21 protein-coding genes are annotated in these 23,974 nt (G+C 37.5%); all 21 read left to right on the top strand.

The window, feature by feature from the left end:
- Window positions 1–2 precede the first annotated feature (2 nt).
- Window positions 3–320: a YlxQ family RNA-binding protein gene (locus tag ACFSUL_RS18800; RefSeq protein ID WP_377937422.1), complete on the top strand. Its 318-nt coding sequence runs from the start codon at window positions 3–5 to the stop codon at window positions 318–320.
- 4 nt (window positions 321–324) lie between these two features.
- Window positions 325–2,490: a translation initiation factor IF-2 gene (gene infB, locus ACFSUL_RS18795; RefSeq protein WP_377937420.1), complete on the top strand. Its 2,166-nt coding sequence runs from the start codon at window positions 325–327 to the stop codon at window positions 2,488–2,490.
- A complete protein-coding gene (locus ACFSUL_RS18790) occupies window positions 2,487–2,765 on the top strand; it encodes a DUF503 domain-containing protein (protein WP_377937418.1) in 279 nt (92 codons plus the stop codon). Before infB ends, ACFSUL_RS18790 begins: the two co-directional genes overlap by 4 nt.
- 59 nt (window positions 2,766–2,824) lie before the next feature.
- Window positions 2,825–3,184 (top strand): 30S ribosome-binding factor RbfA, encoded by a 360-nt coding sequence (gene rbfA, locus ACFSUL_RS18785; protein WP_071412783.1) that lies wholly within the window; start codon window positions 2,825–2,827, stop codon window positions 3,182–3,184.
- Between the two features lie 88 nt (window positions 3,185–3,272).
- The gene (gene truB, locus ACFSUL_RS18780) at window positions 3,273–4,181 is read left to right on the top strand and encodes a tRNA pseudouridine(55) synthase TruB (protein WP_377937416.1); all 909 of its coding nucleotides are present in this window, start codon (window positions 3,273–3,275) and stop codon (window positions 4,179–4,181) included.
- An 18-nt stretch (window positions 4,182–4,199) separates the two neighbouring features.
- Complete coding sequence (gene ribF / locus ACFSUL_RS18775) at window positions 4,200–5,150, top strand: bifunctional riboflavin kinase/FAD synthetase (RefSeq protein WP_377937414.1); 951 nt, start codon at window positions 4,200–4,202, stop codon at window positions 5,148–5,150.
- Between the two features lie 125 nt (window positions 5,151–5,275).
- Window positions 5,276–5,545, top strand: coding sequence for a 30S ribosomal protein S15 (gene rpsO, locus ACFSUL_RS18770; protein WP_071412780.1), 270 nt, complete (start codon window positions 5,276–5,278; stop codon window positions 5,543–5,545).
- A gap of 248 nt (window positions 5,546–5,793) precedes the next feature.
- Window positions 5,794–7,911, top strand: a complete 2,118-nt coding sequence (gene pnp, locus ACFSUL_RS18765; RefSeq protein WP_377937411.1) for a polyribonucleotide nucleotidyltransferase — start codon at window positions 5,794–5,796, stop codon at window positions 7,909–7,911.
- A 311-nt stretch (window positions 7,912–8,222) separates the two neighbouring features.
- A complete protein-coding gene (locus ACFSUL_RS18760) occupies window positions 8,223–9,224 on the top strand; it encodes a polysaccharide deacetylase family protein (RefSeq protein WP_377937776.1) in 1,002 nt (333 codons plus the stop codon).
- Between the two features lie 30 nt (window positions 9,225–9,254).
- On the top strand, window positions 9,255–10,496 hold the full coding sequence (locus ACFSUL_RS18755) for a M16 family metallopeptidase (protein ID WP_377937408.1): 1,242 nt from the start codon (window positions 9,255–9,257) through the stop codon (window positions 10,494–10,496).
- A gap of 537 nt (window positions 10,497–11,033) precedes the next feature.
- Window positions 11,034–11,267, top strand: coding sequence for a YlmC/YmxH family sporulation protein (locus ACFSUL_RS18750; protein WP_377937406.1), 234 nt, complete (start codon window positions 11,034–11,036; stop codon window positions 11,265–11,267).
- A gap of 301 nt (window positions 11,268–11,568) precedes the next feature.
- Entirely contained in the window at window positions 11,569–12,975 is a 1,407-nt protein-coding gene (locus tag ACFSUL_RS18745; protein WP_377937404.1) for an alanine/glycine:cation symporter family protein, read from the top strand.
- A gap of 239 nt (window positions 12,976–13,214) precedes the next feature.
- Window positions 13,215–14,114, top strand: coding sequence for a dipicolinic acid synthetase subunit A (gene dpaA, locus ACFSUL_RS18740; RefSeq protein ID WP_377937403.1), 900 nt, complete (start codon window positions 13,215–13,217; stop codon window positions 14,112–14,114).
- The gene (gene dpaB, locus ACFSUL_RS18735) at window positions 14,115–14,708 is read left to right on the top strand and encodes a dipicolinate synthase subunit B (protein ID WP_377937402.1); all 594 of its coding nucleotides are present in this window, start codon (window positions 14,115–14,117) and stop codon (window positions 14,706–14,708) included.
- Window positions 14,709–15,052: 344 nt separating this feature from the next.
- The gene (asd, locus tag ACFSUL_RS18730; RefSeq protein ID WP_377937401.1) at window positions 15,053–16,102 is read left to right on the top strand and encodes an aspartate-semialdehyde dehydrogenase; all 1,050 of its coding nucleotides are present in this window, start codon (window positions 15,053–15,055) and stop codon (window positions 16,100–16,102) included.
- A 159-nt stretch (window positions 16,103–16,261) separates the two neighbouring features.
- Window positions 16,262–17,503, top strand: a complete 1,242-nt coding sequence (dapG, locus tag ACFSUL_RS18725) for an aspartate kinase (RefSeq protein ID WP_377937400.1) — start codon at window positions 16,262–16,264, stop codon at window positions 17,501–17,503.
- Between the two features lie 22 nt (window positions 17,504–17,525).
- Window positions 17,526–18,392, top strand: a complete 867-nt coding sequence (dapA, locus tag ACFSUL_RS18720) for a 4-hydroxy-tetrahydrodipicolinate synthase (RefSeq protein WP_377937774.1) — start codon at window positions 17,526–17,528, stop codon at window positions 18,390–18,392.
- A gap of 210 nt (window positions 18,393–18,602) precedes the next feature.
- A complete protein-coding gene (locus ACFSUL_RS18715; protein WP_377937399.1) occupies window positions 18,603–19,364 on the top strand; it encodes a ClpP family protease in 762 nt (253 codons plus the stop codon).
- Window positions 19,361–19,564, top strand: coding sequence for a YlzJ-like family protein (locus tag ACFSUL_RS18710; protein ID WP_377937398.1), 204 nt, complete (start codon window positions 19,361–19,363; stop codon window positions 19,562–19,564). Before ACFSUL_RS18715 ends, ACFSUL_RS18710 begins: the two co-directional genes overlap by 4 nt.
- A gap of 447 nt (window positions 19,565–20,011) precedes the next feature.
- Window positions 20,012–22,390 carry a DNA translocase FtsK gene (locus tag ACFSUL_RS18705; protein WP_377937397.1) on the top strand — a complete coding sequence of 793 codons (2,379 nt, stop codon included), beginning with the start codon at window positions 20,012–20,014 and terminating at the stop codon, window positions 22,388–22,390.
- Window positions 22,391–23,202: 812 nt separating this feature from the next.
- Window positions 23,203–23,928 (top strand): GntR family transcriptional regulator, encoded by a 726-nt coding sequence (locus ACFSUL_RS18700; protein ID WP_377937396.1) that lies wholly within the window; start codon window positions 23,203–23,205, stop codon window positions 23,926–23,928.
- The last annotated feature ends 46 nt before the right edge of the window (window positions 23,929–23,974 follow it).

The following is a 23,974-nucleotide window of genomic DNA, read 5'->3' as shown; positions in this document are numbered from 1 at the left end:
GTATGAAACAAAGTCGTTGGATGTCACTGCTTGGTTTAGCAAATCGAGCAAGAAAAGTTATTTCAGGTGAAGAACTTGTTATAAAAGAAGTTCGAAATGGTAAGGCAAAAATCGTCATCCTTTCACAAGATGCTTCTGATAATACAAGAAAAAAAATATCAGACAAATGTCGATACTATAAGGTTCCACTAGTATCTGTTGATAATAGATATTCTCTTGGACAGGCAATTGGGAAGGAAGCGAGAGTTGTTGTAGCTCTAGCTGATAATGGCTTTGCCAAAAAACTATCTGAATTGCTCGATGAATCTCAATGGGGGTGAATATATGAGCAAGATCCGTATTTATGAATATGCAAAAAAATATAATTTATCAAGTAAAGATGTTATTAATAAACTAAAACAATTGAATATTGAGGTATCTAATCATATGGCAACAATAGAAGATGACACCGTGAAAGAATTAGATGGTTTTTTTAATAAAAAATCCTCGACAGAAAACAGCCCGTCCAATAAAAGTGCTGATACTAAAAATGATAATGAGTCTAAATCAAAGGCACAATCAGGATCAGGGAATCGTGAAGGCAAGAAGACTGCACAAAATAGCCAAGCGAAAGATAAGAAATCATTTAATAATTCCAATTCTAAAAAGAATAAAAACAATAAGAAAAATGCAAAACAAAATAATCAAAGAAATCAAAGACAAGCTCCACAACAACAGACTCAAAAGAAAAAAGAGCTTCCATCCAAAATTACGTTTACTGAGTCTCTTTCAGTAGCAGAGTTAGCGAAAAAGCTCCATAAAGAGCCATCAGAAATCATTAAAAAATTGTTTATGCTTGGAACAATGGCGACGATTAATCAAGAACTTGATAAAGATTCCATTGAATTAATTGCATCAGATTATGGTGTGGAAGTGGAAGAGGAAATTAAAGTAGATGTAACAGATTTAGATGTGTATTTTTCTGAAGATGCAGTCGAAGATTTATCTGAGCGTCCTTCTGTCGTAACGATCATGGGGCATGTTGACCATGGTAAAACAACGCTCTTGGATTCGATTCGAAATACAAAAGTAACAGCTGGCGAAGCAGGTGGAATAACGCAGCATATTGGTGCTTACCAAGTAGAAGTAGAGGGCAAAAAAATTACTTTCCTTGATACACCTGGACACGCAGCATTTACGACAATGCGTTCTCGTGGTGCTCAAGTTACAGATATTGCGATAATTGTTGTTGCAGCGGATGATGGTGTTATGCCTCAGACTGTAGAAGCAATTAACCATGCAAAAGCAGCGGAAGTACCAATAATTATTGCAGTTAATAAAATGGATAAAGAAGCGGCAAACCCTGACCGTGTTATGCAAGAATTAACAGAATATGAACTGATTCCAGAAGCTTGGGGTGGGGATACTATATTTGTACCGCTTTCCGCATTAAGTGGTGACGGTATTGATAGCCTACTTGAAATGATTGTTCTTGTAAGTGAAGTGGAAGAATTAAAAGCAAATCCTGATCGCAGAGCAATCGGTACTGTAATTGAGGCAGAATTAGACAAAGGTCGCGGTTCTGTTGCTACGCTATTAGTTCAAAACGGAACATTGAGAGTGGGAGATCCAATTGTAGTTGGAAATACTTTTGGCCGTGTTCGTGCGATGGTTAACGATTTAGGCCGTCGAGTAAAAGAAGCTGGACCATCTACACCAGTAGAAATAACTGGTTTAAATGATGTACCACAGGCTGGTGACAGATTTGTTGTATTTGAAGATGAAAAAACGGCTCGTTCCGTTGGTGAATCTCGCGCGCAAATCGCACTTCAAGCACAACGAAGTGAAACAACGAAGGTAAGTTTAGAAAACTTATTCGACCAAATGAAGAAAGGCGAAATGAAAGACCTTAATATCGTTGTAAAGGCTGACGTACAAGGTTCTGTAGAAGCATTAGCGGCTTCGCTTCAAAAGATTGAAGTTGAAGGTGTAAACATTCGCATTATTCATACAGGTGTTGGTGCTATTAACGAATCCGATATTACACTTGCGTCTGCTTCTAATGCAATTGTTATTGGATTTAATGTACGTCCTGATGTTAACGCGAAACGTACAGCTGATGCTGAGGGTGTTGAAATTCGTCTGCACCGTATCATTTACAAGGTGATGGAAGAAATTGAAGCTGCGATGAAAGGGATGCTTGATCCTGAGTTTGAAGAAAAGATCATCGGTCAAGCTGAAGTGCGCCAAACTTTCAAAGTTTCTAAAGTTGGTACGATTGCAGGAAGCTATGTCACTGATGGGAAAATAACACGTAACAGTGGTATAAGACTAATCCGTGACGGTATTGTTATTTTTGAAGGTGAGTTAGATCAGCTTAAGCGTTACAAAGATGATGCTAAAGAAGTTGCTCAAAACTATGAATGTGGTATTACAATTAAAAACTTTAATGATATTAAAGAAGGCGATATAATCGAAGCTTATATCATGGAGGAAATTACTCCGAAATGATTGCTTACGTTGAATGTGAATGCATGATTCATGATGCCCATTCGTTAAAAGAAAAGAGGGCTGTGTTGCAAAGAATAACAACACGGCTTAAACAAAAATTTAATGTGGCTGTCTCTGAAATAGACTATCAAGATGTTTGGCAACGAACAAAGATAGCTATTATTACGGTTGCTTCTTCTAAAGGTGCAGCAGAAAAAGAAATAGAGAATGCTTTAAAATTTGTTGATTCTTTTCCGGAATGGGAAAGATTGGATACAAGTAAAGAGATTCTCTGAGCTTTGTTGTCATTTCATTTAACTTTGCGACAAACGACAAAGAAAAAGAGGTGATATTGATGAGCCACCGTGCTATTCGTGTTGGTGAGCAAATGAAGAAAGAGCTCAGCGATATTATCGGACGAAAAATTAAAGACCCAAGGGTTGGATTTGTTACGGTTACGGATGTACAAGTATCTGGGGATCTCCAACAAGCAAAAGTATATATTACTGTGCTTGGAGATCAAGATAAAAGAGAAGATACATTAAAGGGGTTAGCCAAGGCCAAAGGGTTTATTCGTTCTGAGGTTGGTCAAAGGATAAGACTACGTAAAACACCTGAGATTATTTTTGAATTTGATGAGTCAATTGACTATGGTAACCGTATTGAGACGCTACTTAAAAAAGTTCAAGATAATCCGGAAAATATCGAAGAATAACTTGGGACTGATCCAAACGGCTAATGCACGTGTGGATCAGTCCTTATTTTCTTCGTACTGAATTGTCATTAGAAATGGAGTGAGAAAGATGAATGGTATTTTGCCTTTATGGAAGCCAAGAGGAATGACTTCTCATGACTGTGTATTCAAAATAAGAAAAATATTAAGAACGAAAAAGGTTGGACACACAGGTACGTTAGATCCCGAAGTTTCTGGAGTGCTTCCAATTTGTGTGGGAAGAGCAACAAAAATTGCTGAGTATATAACAGCATCTGGGAAGGTTTACGAGGGGGAAGTCACGTTAGGATTCTCCACAACAACCGAAGATGCTTTTGGTGAAAAAGTAGTAGAAACCCCAGTAGATCGAACAATAACTAAAGCTGAGGTTTTATCTGTTTTTGAAAAATTGACAGGTGAAATAGAGCAAACTCCCCCAATGTTTTCCGCAGTAAAAGTGAAAGGTAAGCGTTTATACGAATACGCGAGGGAAGGGATTGAAGTAGAACGTCCTACTAGAAAGGTTCATATACATAAACTTGAACTGTTAGATAGCTGGGAAGAAAAGTCAGGAAGTACTGTTAGCTTTTCATTTAGAGTTTCTTGCAGCAAAGGTACATATGTACGAACTCTTGCGGTTGAGATAGGTGAACTGCTAGGATTTCCTGCTCATATGTCTTCTTTAACACGAGTGAAATCAGCTTCTTTTACAAAAGAAAATTGTTTTACATTGGAAGAAGTACAAGAAAAAGTGGACTTGCTTGAGATAAGTGATTTGCTTCTACCAATGGAAATGGGACTTTCTTATTTGCCGAAAATACTAATAAATGATACATTAGCAGAGAGGGTAAAGAACGGTGCACGATTACAAAAGTTCCCGGATTGGCCTGATAAGAGTGAAGTTGTCATGCTCCATGACGATAAGGCTATTGCTATTTATCAAGAACATCCAGAAAAGCCGGGGATAATTAAGCCTGTAAAAGTACTGTTTAATGATTAGTGAAATAGGTGAGACATAGTGAAAGTCATAACTTTGCACCATCCGCATTCAATTGAAATAAATGACCTGCCACCTTTGGCAATGGCATTAGGGTATTTCGACGGAGTACATAGAGGGCATCAGGAAGTCATTGGTACTGCAGTAGATAAAGCAAAAGAATTGAATATAGAAAGTGCTGTCATGACTTTTGATCCGCACCCATCAGTAGTATTAGGCCGTAAACATAAACATGTACAGTATATTACTCCATTGTCTGATAAAACAGAGATTATTCAAAATTTAGGTGTAGACTATTTGTTTATTGTAAGGTTTACATCAGAATTTGCTAATCTTCATCCCCAAGAGTTTATTGATCAGTATATCATTGGTCTTCATGTTCAACATGTTGTTGCTGGTTTCGATTATACATATGGACGGTTAGGAAAAGGGACAATGGAATCATTGCCTTTTCACTCACGGAATATGTTTCAATCGACTGTCATACCTAAATTGGAAATGGAGGAGGAAAAAGTGAGTTCCACTCTTATTAGACACCATCTTAAAGAGGGCAATATGGGAGAAGCAAATGAGCTTCTAGGTAGATCATACAGCATGACAGGCACTGTTATTCACGGAGATAAAAGAGGTCGTAAAATTGGATTTCCAACCGCAAATATTACGCCTTCTGATGAATATATAACACCTAAAATTGGTGTATATGCTGTAAGGTTATATATTTATGATACGTGGTATAATGGCGTGTGTAATGTAGGATACAAACCTACCTTTAAGGATCCAAACGATTATTCGTTATCGATTGAAGTTCATATTTTCAATTTTGACTCTTCTATATATGGTGAAGAAGTAAAAATTGAATGGCATGAAAGGTTACGTGATGAAAAAAAATTTAACGGTATTGAACAATTAATCGCTCAAATAGAAAAAGACAAAGGTAGAGCATTAGAGTACTTTCAAAATTTGAACGCTTAGACTTGCTTTTTGTAGAAAAAAGTAGTATTCTTAAAAAGTATGAAATGAACCGTTGCTTGGCAATGCGATTCACCAACGCTTGCTCAGTAATTGGGGATTTGAAAGAATATTAGGAGGTGAATAGGATGGCTATCACACAAGAGCGCAAGAATGAACTAATCGCTGAGTACAGAACTCACGATACAGACACTGGATCTCCAGAAGTTCAAATTGCTGTCCTTACAGAAGAAATTAACAATTTGAATGATCATTTACGTACTCACAAGAAAGACCACCACTCTCGTCGCGGTCTATTAAAAATGGTAGGACATCGTCGTAATCTTTTAACTTACCTACGTAAGAAAGATGTACAACGCTACCGTGAGTTAATTAACAGATTAGGTTTACGTCGATAATAAGACAAAAAAGCGGGATTTTTTTCCCGCTTTTTCTTTAGCATTAAAAAGTGGAAAAAAATGTTTAAATACCCAGATAGTTTTGAACACTATAGTAAGAAGTTGTATTCATTCCACGCTACTTTGTTAAAAATACATAATGTGTTCCTTTTTATTTTATATATAACTGCACAATGTGCATGAAATAGATTTTACGGATACGGTAAAACCGATCCATTAAGTAAGTGAGTAAAGAGAGGGGTAAGTTAATGGAACAATCTAAACAAACGTTTTCGATTGAATGGGCTGGAAGACAGCTTACAGTAGAAATCGGTCAGTTAGCGAAACAAGCGAACGGGGCCGCTTTAATACGTTATGGAGAGACTGTCGTACTTAGTACAGCTACTGCATCTAAAGAACCTAAGCCACTTGATTTCTTTCCGTTGACAGTTAATTATGAAGAACGTTTATATGCTGTAGGGAAAATCCCTGGGGGCTTTATTAAACGTGAAGGACGTCCGAGTGAAAAAGCTATACTAGCAAGTCGCTTAATTGATAGACCAATTCGTCCATTATTTGCAGATGGATTTAGAAATGAAGTTCAAGTCATAAGTATGGTGATGAGCGTTGATCAAAACTGTTCCTCCGAAATGGCTGCTATGTTCGGTTCTTCACTAGCACTTTCTGTATCGGATATTCCTTTTGAAGGTCCGATTGCTGGTGTTATCGTAGGTTTAGTTGATGGTGACTTTGTCATCAATCCTACTCGGGAGCAGCAAGAAAAGAGCGAAATTCACCTTTCTGTTGCTGGAACAAAAGATGCTATTAATATGGTAGAAGCTGGCGCTAATGAAGTTCCGGAAGAAACGATGTTAGAAGCAATTATGTTTGGTCATGAAGAGATCAAACGACTAATTTCATTCCAGGAAGAAATTGTTGCTGCCGTTGGTAAAGAAAAAATGGAAGTACAATTAGCTGAAATAGATGCTGAAATCGAATCCGTTGTTCGAGATATATGTGAAAAGGACATGCTTCAAGCAATTCAGGTGCAAGAAAAACATGCACGTGAGGAAGCGATTAACAGTGTCAAAAACACAGTGATAGAACAATATGAAGAGAAGGAAGCAGATGAAGCTACGTTAAAGCAAGTGAAAAAAGTATTAGATAAGCTTGTCAAAAATGAGGTTCGTCGTTTAATAACAGAGGATAAGGTTAGACCGGATGGACGTAAATTGGATGTAATTCGCCCACTTTCTTCGGAAGTAGGAAAGCTACCACGCACACATGGTTCTGGCTTATTTACAAGAGGACAAACTCAAGCGTTAAGTATATGTACACTTGGTGCATTGGGGGATGTTCAAATATTAGATGGTCTTGGTATCGAAGAATCCAAGCGCTTTATGCATCATTATAATTTCCCTCTATTTAGTGTTGGAGAAACTGGTCCGATAAGAGGTCCTGGACGTCGTGAAATTGGTCACGGTGCACTAGGAGAGCGTGCATTAGAACCGGTTATACCAAACGAAAAGGAATTTCCTTATACGATTCGACTTGTTTCAGAAGTACTTGAATCAAACGGTTCCACATCACAAGCGAGTATCTGTGCAAGTACACTAGCAATGATGGATGCTGGTGTTCCAATTAAAGCTCCGGTAGCAGGGATTGCCATGGGACTTATTAAATCTGGTGAGAACTACTCTATTTTAACGGATATCCAAGGGATGGAAGACCATCTTGGCGATATGGACTTTAAAGTTGCAGGAACGTCTAAGGGTGTTACGGCCTTACAAATGGACATAAAGATTGATGGGTTATCTAGAGAAATTTTAGAAGAAGCTTTACTCCAAGCAAAAAAAGGACGTATGCAGATTCTTGAAAGTATGCTTGCAACATTAGGCGAATCAAGGACAGAACTTTCTCAATATGCTCCTAAAATTTTGATGATGAACATCAAGCCAGACAAGATTCGTGATGTCATTGGACCAAGCGGTAAAAATATCAATAAAATTATTGATGATACCGGTGTTAAAATTGATATCGAGCAAGATGGTACAGTATTCATTTCCTCTGTGGATGATGAAATGAATAAAAAAGCCAAGAAAATCATTGAAGATATTGTAAGGGAAGTAGAAGTCGGCCAAATGTATTTAGGTAAAGTGAAACGTATTGAGAAATTTGGGGCTTTTGTAGAGATCTTCAGTGGTAAAGATGGTCTTGTTCATATTTCTGAATTAGCGGAAGAAAGAGTCGGCAAAGTTGAGGATGTTTTAGCACTTGGTGATGAAATATTAGTAAAAGTAATTGATATTGATAAACAAGGAAGAGTTAATCTTTCAAGAAAAGCTGTACTAAAAGAACAACGCGAAAAAGAGGAACAAAATAAATAAAAAATGTAGAGGAAATGACTTTACTCTTTCATGATCAAAAAGCTGTCCAATTACAAAGCTAAAGCTTAATTGGATAGCTTTTTATTTATAGTTTGAGGTTTTTACCAAAAAATAGCTTAGGATACTGTTAGCGCAGTCATGGGAATAATAAATTATCGGTTTTGGATGATGCTAATTTTAACACAGTCGTTCCCACACCAGTTGTTTAGTGAATAAAGGAAAAATAGGGTCTTAAGAAGTATTGTCAAACTACTATCGTTCTACCTTGTCCAATCCCTTCATAAGATAGAGGGAGAAGGAAGGTGAATAAAATAGTGGAAAGAAAATACTTGATTGGAATAAGCTTGATTGCTATTCTGACAATATTGGCAGTTGAAAATCCATTAACTAGTAAATATGTTACAAGTTTAAAACAAACAGGTTTTGAAGTCTCCTATTCAGTAGAAGATCTTCGCACGATAATTGAAGAAGAGGCAGATAAAAGGAAGGCAGATCCACAAGATGCTAAGATAGATCCAGTTTGGAAAGCGACACCTGGGTATAATGGTGTAATGATAGATGTGAAAGCATCGCTTAATAAAATGAAAAAGGATAAAACCTTTGATGAGGATAAATTAGTTTACAAGCAAATTTCTCCAAAAGTTCATCTGGAAGATTTACCATCTTCTCCTATTTATAGAGGACATCCGGATAAACCAATGGCATCGTTAATCATTAATGTTGCGTGGGGGAATGAATATATACCGGATATGCTTGCGACATTAAAAAAACATCATGTATACGCCACCTTTTTTTTAGAGGGACGCTGGGTTCAGCATAACCCTGAAATGGCCAAGATGATTGTAGATGCGGGGCATGAAGTGGGAAATCACTCTTTTTCGCATCCTAATATGGAAATACTATCGTCTGCTAAAGTGAAAGAGGAAATACAGAAGACGAGTCAGATGATCAAAGCAACTACCGGTGAAGAGGTAAAATGGTTTGCACCTCCGAGTGGGAGTTATCGGGACGAGGTAGTGAAGATTGCGGACAATTTAAACTTAAAAACCATCATGTGGAGTGTCGATACAATTGACTGGCAGAAACCTGATCCTCAAGTTCTCATCGATAGAGTGATGAGAAAAATGCATAAAGGGGCAATTGTTTTAATGCATCCTACGGCATCAACTGCTAATGCTTTAAATTCATTGATTTTACAAATAAAGGATCGAGAAATTAGGCTTGGTACTATTACTAGTTTGTTAAAAGAAGAAAGAATTGTTACGAATAGCAATAATTCAACGCAACAAGGAAATGTTAAGAGTAATCACTGATTTTTGCAGCAAGAACAGGAGGAAATTTTGTTGATAAAAAAACATACTTGTCAAAATGGACTACGAATTGTATTAGAAGAAATTCCAACTGTACGGAGCGTAGCGATTGGGATTTGGATTGCTACCGGTTCACGGAATGAAACAATTAAGAATAATGGTATTTCGCACTTTCTTGAACATATGTTCTTTAAAGGAACGAAAACAAAGTCGGCTCGTGAAATTGCAGAATCATTCGATAGCATAGGCGGTCAAGTTAATGCCTTTACATCAAAAGAGTATACATGCTACTACGCAAAAGTTTTGGATAGCCATGCAGATTACGCACTTAATACGCTTTCTGATATGTTTTTTAATTCAACCTTTGTTGATGAAGAATTAAACAAAGAAAAAAATGTAGTATATGAAGAAATAAAAATGTATGAAGACACACCAGATGATATTGTGCATGATTTATTAAGTAAGGCAGTATATGAGGAGCATCCACTAGGTTATCCTATATTGGGAACAGAGGAAACGCTTGACCGATTCAACGGAGAGTCGCTAAGACAATATATGCACGAAATGTATACACCGGAGCAAGTAGTCGTTTCCGTAGCAGGAAACGTGGATGAAAGCTTTTTAAAAGAGGTAGAGAAGATATTTGGTTCTTATGAAGGTGGAAAAGGACCGGAAGCTAGAGAAAAGCCCAATTTTCATTTTAATAAACTTGCCCGTAAAAAAGACACCGAACAAGCACATCTCTGCTTAGGCTTCAATGGACTTCATATTGGACATGAAGACGTATATAGCCTAATTGTGCTAAATAACGTTCTTGGCGGCAGTATGTCCTCACGATTGTTCCAAGAAGTAAGAGAACAGCGCGGGCTTGCTTATTCCGTGTTTTCGTATCATTCTGCATTTGAAGACAGCGGAATCGTAACCATTTATGGTGGAACTGGTGCAAAGCAATTAGATCAGCTTTTCGACACGGTTCAGAGTACATTAAATACACTAAAAGCAGAAGGTATTACAGAAAAAGAATTACGTAATAGTAAAGAGCAACTTAAAGGTAACCTGATGTTAAGTTTAGAAAGCACCAATAGTCGAATGAGTCGTAACGGGAAAAATGAATTATTATTAAAACGCCATCGTTCACTAGATGAAATAGTAGAAGAAATTGATACTGTAACGATTGAAAAAGTAAACCGTTTAGGAAATAATATTTTCACAGATGATTTTGCAGTTTCTTTAATCAGTCCTGAAGGTAAACTACCAGCAAACATTAAACAATAATTTGTGGTAACTTTTATCAACTTAACAGTCTCTAGCAGAGGGCCTCTTTATAATGAGCCTATACAATTCATAAATTAAACTTCTAAAAACATTGGACAGTGTATACATTTTAGTACAGAGTCTTTTTGTTTATGGCTATTTTCGTAAAGATTGTTGCTTTTTAACGGAAAACTAAGTTGGACCTACTGAGTTGATTGGAGCGGAGGGCACTTGACTCTTGCGGGAGGAGAGGAAAGTGGGAGACCCCGCAGGCGAAGCGTATGTCTAGCTCCAGCGGCTAGCTAGCTGTGAAAAAGATAAAATTCCTAAAAGGCAAAGGGCGCCTTTAGGGAATTTTCCTATTTTCTTCACGAGCTGGGCAAGCCGCTTCCGCTTTTCCTGGAGGCTCCCATTCCTCCCCGAGGAGTCTAGTGCCCGTAGCGGAAATCAACGGACAAAATTCATAAGTAAAAACAACAATCTATGAGAAAAGAGCCTTGTTTATTCAGTTCGAGCGGCTAGCCTAGCCGCGTCCACTTTTTTTTAGGAGGAATTGTAATGAGGCTTAGTGAATTAAGTGGGAAAGAGATAGTCGATTATAAAAAGGCAGAGAGATTAGGGGTTCTTGGACATACTGACTTAGAATTCAATGATAAAACGGGTCAAATTAATGCTCTTGTAATTCCTACTGGAAAATGGTTGCGAAAACAAACTGGTGAGATAAGGGTTCCTTGGCACCATATCCGAACTATTGGGGCAGACATGATCATTTTGGAAGTGTCAGAAGAGTAGGTTGTCGAAAGTCTCGACAACCTTCTTTTTTGGGTACCGATATAGATGGTGTTATAACAATTTTAATAGTAGTGTCCGTGTTTTAATTCTAGCGTCATAAAGATTGGCGAGATGCCGCTATTTTAAGAAGAGGACACCTCGAAAATAGGATAGTCGTTGTTGGGCGATAAGAAAGTAACAACCCTAACAAATAAATTTCATCTTATCCTTTCGACAAAAAAGTTGCTAAAACGCTAAAAAAATGATAGTTTAGTATAGTCGTTTTTTTATGAAAGCGTTAACAACTGGAAGGGGTACAAAAATGGACATCTTAGAGATTATAAAATCAATTAATGGAGTCTTATGGGGATCTCCAACAATGATTCTGCTGTTTGGAACAGGGTTGTTTCTAACATTTGTCTTAAAAGGTCTGCAGTTTCGAAAGTTGGGATATGCCTTTAAACTTGCTTTTTCAAAGGAAAAGGATGAGGATAGCTCCGCGGAAGGTGATGTAAGTAATTATAAAGCGCTAATGACCTCATTAGCTGCAACTATAGGAAACGGAAATATTGCTGGGGTTGCAACCGCCATTACAGTTGGTGGTCCTGGGGCGGTTTTTTGGATGTGGGTTGTCGGTTTATTTGGGATGGCGACTAAATACGCTGAAGCCCTACTTGCTATGAAATACAGAGTAAAAAGAGATAACGGTGAGTATGCAGGTGGGCCAATGTACTATGTGGAAAGAGGTTTAGGAAGCAAGTGGAAATGGCTCGCTATCGCTTTTGCTTTCTTTGGTGCGTTTGCTGCTTTTGGGATTGGAAATAGCGTTCAATCGAATACAATAGCTAGTGTTGTTGATGAGAGCTTTCATATTAATGGATGGGTAACAGGTATTGTTGTAACTTTCTTTACCAGCTTGATCATTTTTGGTGGAGTAAAGCGAATTAGCACAGTTGCAGGATATTTTGTTCCGATTATGGCTGTTCTTTATATGGGCGGAGCAATTGTTATCATTGCTTTAAATTGGGAGCAAATTGTACCAGCATTTGAGTTGATTTTTACATATGCATTTACACCTGTATCTGCAGTTGGTGGTTTTTCGGGAATTGTTGTTATGGAAGCAGTGAAATCAGGAGTTTCAAAAGGGATCTTTTCCAATGAGGCCGGTCTTGGTACAGCCGCGCTTATTGCTGGTAATGCAAAAGCAGAACACCCGGTTAGACAAGCTCTAGTTGCGATGACAGGAACGTTTATTGTTACGCTTATTGTTTGTACCATGACTGCATTAGTTCTATTAATGACAGGTTTTTGGGACCCAACGGGTGGTGCGTTATCAGGAGTAACTCATGATCCTAATTTAGAAGCTGGGGCATTGACGCAGGCAGCTTTTGAATCGAGTTTAGGTACGATTGGTGCTTATATTGTTACTTTCTCGGTTATTTTCTTTGGGTTCTCAACAATCCTTGGCTGGTATGTATATGGCTATAAATGTTTTGAATATTTAGCAGGAACTAAAATAACGTATGCTTATGCTTTGCTATATGTATTAGCATGTTTCCTTGGTACCGTTGTCGACTTAACAACTATTTGGGCCTTTGCTGATATGGCGAACGCACTCATGATGATTCCCAATTTAATTGCGTTACTTTTATTATTTAAAGTGATAAAAAGCGAAACAGATGATTATTTTAACCGATACTTGATACGGGAAACAAAAGGAATAAAGTAAAATAGGAAAACGCCCTGAATAGCCCTTTTTAAACCTTGGTGTTTTGGGGTGGGACTGATATGGAGATAGAAACTTTTTAAACAACGATGAAAAGGTAGAGTCTTTTAAGTAGGCTCTACCCTTTTTTTATTCAAAAATGTTGAAAAACTCACCTAATAGCAGTTCCATACATACACTGTTGAAGTGAATAGCGATTTTGTTTGAAATGCGATTATGTAAAAAGAAGGTGAAAAACATTGATGTTAACCGGAATGCAGATCGCAGTTCTTGGCGGTGATGCTCGTCAACTGGAGATTATTCGGAAGCTAACAGAGCTAGATGCGAAGATTTCCCTAGTGGGGTTTGAACAGTTAGACCACTCCTTTACTGGTGCAACAAAAGAAAAATTAGATGAAATAAATTTCTCTGAAATAGATGCAATTGTTTTGCCGGTACCTGGAACATCGAATGAGGGGGAAGTCGAAACAATATTTTCAAATGAAAAAATTGTGTTGACGGAAGATATTTTATTGCAAACGCCAGAGCATTGTACGATCTACTCGGGAATAAGTAATGGATTTTTAGATGGAATAGTATCTAGTTCCAAAAGAAAGTTAGTTCAGTTGTTTGAACGGGATGATGTAGCAATCTACAATAGCATACCAACTGTTGAAGGTACGATTATGATGGCTATCCAACATACAGACTTCACAATTCATGGCTCTAACATTTTAGTGCTTGGATTAGGAAGGGTAGGAATGAGTGTTGCCAGAACATTTCATCATTTAGGTGCAAAGATTAAAGTAGGTGCCAGAAAAAGTGAACATTTGGCACGAATAACGGAAATGGGGCTTACTCCTTTCCAGTTAGGTGATCTAGAAAAGGAAGTAAAAAATTGTGACATATGTATAAATACCATTCCTGCACCGGTTGTGGAGGCAGGAGTAATTGCGAAAATGCCTTCCCATACGTTGATTATTGATCTTGCATCAAAGCCTGGTGGGACGGATTTTCGATATGCAGAAAAAAGAGGTATTAAGGCGCTCTTAGCACCTGGATTACCAGGAATTGTGGCACCAAAAACTGCCGGAAAAATATTAGCTAATGTCCTTTGTCAATTACTGACCGAAAGTACTACAAATGGAAAGGGGAATTCTTAAATGAGTGTAAAGGGAAAAAGAATAGGTTTTGGCTTAACTGGTTCCCATTGTACTTACGATGCAGTGTTTCCTGAGATTGAGAGGTTAGTCAATAATGGTGCTGAAGTGGTGCCTATTGTTACCTCGACTGTTAAGAACACGGAAACTAGATTTGGTGACGGGGAAGATTGGATAAGAAGAATTGAAGAGGTGACAGGTAATAAAGTTATTGACTCGATTGTAGATGCAGAACCTTTAGGACCTAAAACTCCTTTAGATTGTATGGTAATTGCACCGATGACAGGAAATTCAATGAGTAAATTTGCAAATGCAATGACAGATAATCCTGTACTAATGGCTGCAAAGGCAACATTAAGAACATATAGACCTGTTGTACTTGGTATATCGACCAATGATGCATTAGGATTAAATGGGGTTAATTTAATGAGGTTAATTTCAACAAAAGATATATACTTCATTCCATTTGGGCAGGATGCACCAGAAAAGAAACCCAAATCGATGGTAGCAAGAATGACTGCACTACAAGAAACAGTCGAAGCAGCAATGGAAGGGAAACAATTACAGCCAGTCGTAATTGAAAGGTTTTTAGATTGACAGGAAGGAAAAGAAGGCTATCATTAATTTAACGATGGCCTTCTTTTCATGCAATTTGCTATCCTAAAAGTGGAAGAGGCTTGGTCAGGCCCAATAAGCATAAGGGGGGAATACCGGAAAGGCGCTTTTGGCCTTTTAGGAATTCTTAGCTTATGACCCCAAGGGTGTTTTTGTAGAAAAGTTAAGAAAGTAAAGTATTTTTATTAGATTAATGTGCAATAAAAACTACTTCTCCTCTATTGTCGGATAATTGTTTATGTTAAAATATTCTTTATTAAAGTAAAAGATTAAAGGTATTTTATAAATGAAAAGTACTTTTAAGATAATTGGAAGGAGAGAAGAACTTGGAAACATCAAGTTTACACATTGCGGTTGTAGGAGCAACAGGTGCTGTTGGACAGCAAATGCTTCATACATTAGAAAAAAGAAATTTCCCAATTGGAACATTAACTTTATTATCATCTGCCCGTTCAGCGGGAACAAAGGTGGAATTCAAAGGGACAGAATATATTGTACAAGAGGCAACACCGGAGAGTTTTAATGGTGTCGATATTGCTTTATTTAGTGCTGGGGGAAGTGTTTCTAAACAATTAGCACCGGAAGCAGTTAAACGTGGAGCAGTGGTTGTAGACAATACAAGTGCTTACCGAATGGATCCAGAAGTTCCTCTTGTCGTACCAGAAGTAAACGAAGACGATATTAAACGTCATAAAGGAATTATCGCTAATCCTAACTGTTCTACGATTCAAATGGTGGTTGCCCTAGAACCTATTCGGAAAAAATATGGATTATCAAAAGTTCTTGTTTCAACCTACCAAGCAGTGTCTGGAGCAGGTGCCGTTGCAATAAACGAATTAGAAGAGCAAACAAAAGCGATTGTTTCCGGAGAATCGTTTGAACCTAAAGTTTTACCTGTTAAAGGGGATAAAAAACATTATCAAATTGCATTTAATGCAGTGCCTCAAATTGATAAGTTTGAAGAAAATGGTTTTACTTTTGAAGAAATGAAAATGATAAATGAAACAAAAAAAATAATGCATATGCCGTCATTAAAGGTAACGGCAACATGTGTACGTTTACCAGTTGTCACAGGACATTCTGAAAGTGTATATATTGAAATTGAAGATGATGCTGTATCTGTGAAGGAGATTCAAAACCTGTTGAAAGATGCACCTGGAGTAGTTCTTGAAGATATTCCAGAAGAACAAGTGTATCCAATGCCAGCAAATGCAGTTGGTAAACCGGATGTATTTGTTGGTCGAATTCGTAAAGATTTGGATGATAACAATGGTTTTCATATGTGGGTGGTTTCGGATAACCTTCTTAAAGGTGCTGCTTGGAACTCAGTTCAAATTGCGGAAAGTTTAATTAAATTAGGTTTAGTAAAAAAATAAAGTGAAACGACAATCAGTGGGGGCTTATCCAGCCCAAACTGGTTGTTATCTTTGTTAATGAACATAAAAGGACTAGAGGTTTTCTTCTAATAGCCCCAGCTTATTTACGTAAACTAATCCCGACCAATCCTCTAGAGACGATTACAATGAGGTGTAGTCATGAAATTAATTGTACAGAAGTTTGGTGGAACATCGGTACGGGATGAAGAAACACGTTTAAAAGCACTCTCTCATATTAAGTTTGCTATTAATGAAGGATATAAGGTTGTTGTGGTAGTTTCTGCAATGGGAAGAAAAGGAGAACCGTATTCAACGGATTCACTTTATTCTCTTGTTGACGGGGAAGATACTCTTATTAGTAAAAGGGAACAAGATCTGCTACTTTCTTGCGGAGAAGTAATCTCTACATTAGTTTTTACAAATATGCTTTTGCATCATGAAATTTCTTCTGTCGCGTTAACTGGTGCTCAGGCAGGTTTTTACACAAACAGTGATTTTACTAATGCAAAAATAATTGAGATGAGATGTGGGAGAATTAAGAAGGAACTTGAATCGCACGATGTAGTGGTTGTGGCAGGTTTTCAAGGGGCTACAAAGACTGGTGAGATTACGACTATCGGTAGAGGAGGAAGTGATACCTCTGCAGCTGCTTTAGGTGTTGCTTTAAATGCAGAATGGATAGATATATTCACCGACGTAGAAGGTGTTATGACAGCAGATCCACGAATGACAGAAAAAGCACGACCGATATCCGTCGTTTCTTACAATGAGGTTTGTAATATGGCGAACCAGGGGGCAAAAGTGATTCATCCACGTGCAGTGGAGATAGCGATGAATGCACAGGTCCCGATTCGAGTTCGCTCTACCCATACGACTGGTGTTGGAACGCTTGTCACTACTATTGATAAAAGCAGAACACATTCGGAGTTTATAGAGCGTCCTGTCACAGGGATTGCACATGTTAGTCATGTATCACAAATAAAGGTTTTTGCGAAAAAGGATCAATATAATTTGCAAGCCGAAGTATTCAAAGCGATGGCTAATGAAAGTATTAGCGTTGATTTTATCAACATTTCACCAAGGGGTGTTGTTTATACAGTTTCCTCTACTGTTGCTGACCGTGCCATGAAAGTGCTAACCGATTTAGGTTATGATCCGGTAATAGAGAAGGAATGTGCGAAAATATCTGTAGTGGGAGCAGGAATGACAGGTGTGCCTGGGATAACTTCTGCAATTGTGTCTTCCTTATCTGATAAAGGTATTAGAATACTGCAATCAGCGGATAGCCATACGACCATATGGGTGCTTGTAAAAGAAGAAGAACTTAAGCTTGCTATTAATGCATTGCATGATACCTTTCAACTGCAAGATGAGTTCGCTACATTCGAAATATCAGAATAATGTTTAATCGGGAGTGTGAATTATCGTGAATTTTGGTCGAATATCTACTGCAATGGTTACTCCATTTGATAATAGAGGAAATATTGATTTTACCAAAACGACACAATTAATAAATTATTTAATCAATCATGGAACAGACTCCTTAGTCGTCGCAGGGACAACTGGAGAATCTCCAACGTTGACAAAAGAAGAAAAAGTGGCTTTATTTCATCATGTTGTAAAGGTTGTCGATGGAAGAATTCCTGTTATCGCAGGAACTGGTAGTAATAATACCCACGCTTCCATTGAATTGACGAAAAAAGCAGAAGAGGCTGGTGTGGATGCTGTTATGCTAGTAGCACCATATTATAATAAGCCCAGTCAAGAAGGATTATATCTGCATTTTAAAACAATTGCCGAAGCGACAAACTTGCCTGTAATGATTTATAATATTCCTGGTCGTTCCTCCATAAATATAGTACCAGAAACAATCATTAGATTATCCAAAATTGAAAATATAACTGCTGTAAAAGAGGCGAGTGGTGATTTGGATGCTATGACTGAAATCATTGCCAATACGCCAGAAGACTTTTTACTATACAGCGGTGATGACGGCTTGACATTGCCAGTCCTTTCCATAGGCGGTACTGGTATTGTTTCTGTAGCCTCACATGTAATTGGAAGTGAAATGAAAGAGATGATAACCGTTTTCCATTCAGGGGAAGTGGAAAAGGCAGCAAAAATTCATCAGAAGATCCTTCCGATTATGAAAGGGTTGTTTACCTCACCAAGTCCGACACCTGTAAAAACTGCCTTACAGATGAAAGGCTTGGATGTTGGTTCTGTTAGATTACCATTACTTCCTTTAACAGAACAAGAAAGAACGGCACTAAGTCAATTACTGAAATGAATGTTTTAAAAGAGGACAAAAGAAACTGACTGGTTTCTTTGTCCTTTTTTATTGCTCAGGAAACTATAAAATATTCCTCTCATCTTCACTATTCTTCAAAATTAACTAATAAGTTTAGGATAACTATTTTTATAATAAAACTATATCAGTATGAAATCTTCTCCTTTAAAAGATACTAATAATATCATTTGTTTAAAGGAGATGGATTAAATGGATCAGAAAAATGTAAATATGACACAAAAGACAGAGCAACCAGATAAAAACGATGATTCAGGCAAAGATAAACCGTCTGGATTAATGGAAAAAATACAGCAGTTGGGACAAACAAACGTTCCACAGCTTTCTAATGATTCCAATATCCATTGTTTAACAATAGTTGGACAAATTGAAGGACATATGCAGCTACCACCGCAAAATAAAACGACGAAATACGAACATGTTATACCTCAACTAGTTGCAATTGAACAAAATCCTAAAATCGAAGGACTTTTAGTTGTACTAAATACGGTAGGAGGAGATGTGGAAGCGGGACTTGCCATATCTGAAATGATTACATCTCTATCGAAGCCGACCGTTTCCATTGTACTTGGTGGAGGGCATTCAATCGGAGTACCGATAGCTGTTTCGTGTGACTACTCCCTTATTGCTAGTACAGCTACGATGACGATTCATCCAGTTAGGCTAACAGGACTTGTTATCGGAGTTCCTCAAACATTTGAATATCTTGATAAAATGCAAGACCGTGTCGTGAATTTTGTTACAAAACATTCCAATGTTGCAGAAGAGGATTTTAAAGAATTGATGTTTGCAAAAGGAAATTTAACAAGAGATATTGGAACGAATGTAGTTGGAGAAGATGCGGTTAGTTACGGATTAATAGATGGAGTAGGAGGAGTAGGGGAGGCACTGAAAAAATTAAATGAGTTAATTGAAGAGAAGAAGGCTAATCATCAAGAGGGGTTGATTCAATGATCCTTTATACAACGGTTCCACAGGATTTAATATTTCCGACGGAACAGAGTGAGTTCGATAATCAGAAGGTGGTAGATTGGCAAGGCATACCTTTGCTTGTTCAACAGGTAGAAAAGGGGTATAAGGTAGTAAGAATTATGAGCTGTGATCCTAATCATTTTTTAGATGACACTATCAGTCCAGGGCAATTTCTTAATTAATTCGGAATTTGGATTATCATATAGAAGATGGCTTATGCTATAATGATACTGGAAACTATTGTTTTAAAGCAGGTTTTTATTATAAGGGACTGACACCTTAGGCATACAGAACTGACCTATAGGGTCAGCCCTTTTCTTCATCTTCGGTATAAAGTGAAATTTCAATCAATGGGGGCTTTCCATCCCCGACTGATTGTTAGTCCTGTTCTACTGTTGATAAAACTCCGCTTGTCAGCGAGCGGATACTTAACCGACAGTACGAACCCGATTGGTTCAACTAAACCTTTGCAAACGCATCGGTAAGTTTCACTGTATTTCACCAATTGGACGTTTACGGACAGTTATCCTCATCTATACTTCTCCGCTTCCTTTAAGCCTTGAGGTGGGGATATTACTGCCCGTTAATGTGAGATAAAGAAAGACTTCAGTAGAATTTAGGTGAACATATTGGCAAAGAAAAAAAAGAGAAGTAGAAAAAAATCAACTTCTTCCAAAGTAAAACAAACAATCAAATACGAAATAATAGGTATGATTCTGATAGCGTTAAGTTTAATATCTATTATTGAGCTAGGAGCTGTAGGAAAAGGAATTGTTTATTTTTACCGTTTTTTCCTAGGAGAATGGTATATAACAGCACTACTAGGTATGTTGTATATAGCAGGATACTTAATGATTAAAAGAAAAATGCCTATTGTATTTACAAGACGACTTATTGGGATTTACATAATTATTGCTAGTTTTTTATTATTGAGTCATGTGAAATTATTTGATTTATTATCTAATAATGGTGCATTTGAAAATCCGAGTGTAATAAAAAATACATGGGACCTTTATTGGATGGATATTAAAGGGGAAACGAGTACTTCCGATCTTGGTGGGGGTATAGTAGGTGCAATTCTTTTTGCTGTGTCCTTTTTTCTGTTTGAATCAGAAGGAGCGAAAATTTTAAGTTTTACCTTTATCTTGATTGGATTGATCCTTGTTACAGGCAAATCGTTCGGTGAACTCCTGGGCAAGGTTGGAAATAAAATTGGTATTTTCTTTAACGAGCAATGGGCGGCATTTAAAGACGATATGAAAGAGTGGAAAGAAGAAAAGCAAAATAAGAAAGAGGAAAAAAGAAAACAGAAAGAAGAAGTCCAAGCTAAAAAGGCTCTAACTAATCAAGAGCAACAGGTGGAAGCAGAAGCAGAATTAGAGGATGAAAAAACAGAACCAATTATTAGCAATTTTGCTGAACGAGCTTATCCAGAACATAATGAAGTAAATACAGAAACACTTGAAGTGCATCAAGCTGTACCTAATAAGGAAAATGAAAGCAGTGATCAAAATAATGCTAAAAAAGAGGAAGAGGATGCAGTACCACCGATTACGTTTACAGAAGTGGAAAATAAAGATTATACGCTTCCACCAATTAGTTTACTGACAAGACCGCGTCAAACAGATCAAAGTAACGAGTACCAGTTAATACATGCAAATGCGGCGAAATTAGAAAGAACTTTTCAAAGCTTCGGGGTGAAAGCAAAAGTAACGCAAGTCCATCTGGGTCCAGCGGTAACGAAGTATGAAGTACATCCAGATGTCGGTGTGAAAGTTAGTCGTATTGTTAATTTAAGCGATGACCTCGCATTAGCATTAGCTGCAAAAGATATTCGTATCGAAGCACCGATACCTGGAAAGTCAGCAATAGGTATTGAGGTTCCTAACTCGGAAGTGGCAATGGTATCGTTACGAGAGGTATTAGAATCAAAAGAAAATAATAATCCAGAATCTAAGCTGCAAATTGGACTAGGTAGAGATATTACTGGAGAGGCAGTACTAGCAGAGTTAAATAAAATGCCCCATCTGCTTGTTGCCGGAGCGACAGGAAGCGGGAAAAGTGTTTGTATCAACGGTATTATTACAAGTATCTTAATGAAAGCAAAACCTCATGAAGTAAAACTAATGATGATTGACCCTAAAATGGTAGAATTAAACGTTTATAATGGTGTTCCTCACTTGTTGGCACCTGTCGTCACAGATGCAAAAAAAGCGTCACAGGCATTGAAAAAAGTTGTCAGTGAGATGGAAAGACGCTACGAACTGTTCTCCCATACAGGAACAAGAAATATCGAAGGCTATAATGATTATGTAAAAAAGCAAAATCTCGAAAATGATGAAAAGCAGCCATTACTACCTTACATTGTTGTAATTGTAGATGAGTTAGCAGATTTAATGATGGTGGCATCAAATGATGTAGAAGATGCGATAACAAGACTTGCTCAAATGGCACGTGCAGCAGGTATTCATCTAATCATTGCTACCCAACGACCATCAGTAGATGTAATAACTGGTGTCATTAAAGCAAATATTCCTTCTCGTATTGCATTTGCTGTTTCCTCACAAACAGATTCTAGAACAATCCTTGATTCTGGTGGGGCGGAGAAACTACTTGGACGGGGAGACATGCTGTTCACGCCTGTCGGTGCATCAAAACCGACAAGAGTACAGGGAGCATTTTTATCTGATGAAGAAGTAGAAGAGGTAGTAGATTTTGTTATTTCTCAACAACAGGCTCAATATCAAGAAGAAATGATTCCTGATGATGAACCAGATCAACAATCTAGAAAAGAGGTAGAGGATGACTTATACGAAGATGCCGTTCAGCTGATTGCTGAAATGCAAACTGCTTCTGTCTCAATGCTTCAAAGAAGATTTAGGATTGGATATACGAGGGCTGCTAGACTTATTGATGAAATGGAGGTAAGAGGTGTTGTAGGTCCTTATGAGGGTAGTAAACCAAGAACCGTCCTAATTGGGAAACCTACTGAAGAGCAAAGTTCATAATCAAGAAAGAGGCTGGGACAAATGTGCTCTAGGTGAATAAAAAAACGAACTAATTCTTTCATTTGAAGGCGAATTAGTTCGTTTTTTTTATAAGTCTTCATAAAACTTGTTGTTCTTTTTAACTTGTTCTAGCTGTTGATTGGAGTGCAAGACGAAGACTCCTGCGGGAAAAGCGGAACAGGTGAGACCCCGCAAGAGCGCAGCGATGAGGAGGCTCACCGACCGCCCGCGGAAAGCGAAGTCTTGACACGGAAATCAACAGCGGTGTGTAACAGTGATTACTAAACAATTTAACCTGACATTGTTCGTCTTTAGGGGATAGTACTTTAGTTATGTCCCAGCCTCTTTCTTTTGATTTTAATGTCTAACCCTGCAAGGTCAAATGTTGGGATAGATCAAGCTAAGTACCCTTTTCTTTTAGGTTATATTTACTAGAAAGAAAGATAAACATTATTTTTTCTCCGTTATATCTGGTAATGAGAATAGGCTATTGGTAGTTATCCACTAATGTGATATACTATTGAAAGCGATTTCTTTTGTAATAAAATTGTTATAAAATTATAAAAAAGGAAAAGGAAGCGTATTGTTTCATTTAAAAAGTAGGGATATTTTAACATGAAAGCGGATTATCGTAAGGGAAATTACCTATAAAATCACAATTTAATTGTTTGAAAATTACCTTTTTTGAGTTTCTTAGACAAAATCACACATTTCTATTTATTTATGATTTAAAAAGTGTTATAGTATTTTCGATTAGTAGGAAAGATATACATCAGAGGTCTGATGTCTTGAGGGAAATTGGTGGTGGTTCTATGACAATAAAAACAGACAATCGACATTTATACTTACAAGTTATTGATCGATTGAAGAAGGACATGGAAGCGGGAGTTTTTAAAGAAAAAGAGAAACTTCCTTCTGAATTTGACCTTTCCAAGCAATTAGGGGTAAGTAGAGCGACCTTAAGGGAGGCTTTACGAATTCTTGAAGAAGATGGTGTCATTATCCGTCGACATGGTGTTGGGACATTTGTGAATGCAAAACCTGTTTTCGAATCAGGTATTGAGCAATTAAACAGTGTCACTAATATGATACTTCAAGCAGGGATGGAGCCTGGAACAATATTTTTAAGTTCAACGACTCAAGAACCTACGGAAGAAGATAGTAAAAGATTTACTTGTCACGAGGAAGAAGAAATTATCACGATAGAGAGAGTAAGAACAGCAAATGGCGAACCGGTCGTTTACTGTATTGATAAACTTCCTATAAAAGTGCTTCCGAGGGATTTTAATCATGAGGATAATTCGATTTTTCACGTTCTCGAAACACAGGGAAATAGAAGAATTACCTATGCGGTTGCACAGATTGAACCGTTAGGCTATCATGATAAAATTTCGCCTATCCTTGAATGTGAACCTGAAACCGCTTTACTCTGTTTGAAGCAAATGCACTATGATGAGATGGACGAGCCAATTCTTTACTCAATGAACTATTTTAAATCAGACAAATTCAGTTTTCATGTTTTACGAAAACGTGTGTAGGCAAATTTGGTAACTTTCTTTCTACTAATTTATTACATTAATAGGG

The organism is Bacillus seohaeanensis, from assembly GCF_042684945.1.
GTDB classification, from domain to species: domain Bacteria; phylum Bacillota; class Bacilli; order Bacillales; family Bacillaceae_B; genus Rossellomorea; species Rossellomorea seohaeanensis.
Note: the sequence above shows the minus strand (reverse complement) of the source record. Positions and strands in the feature narration are given on the sequence as shown.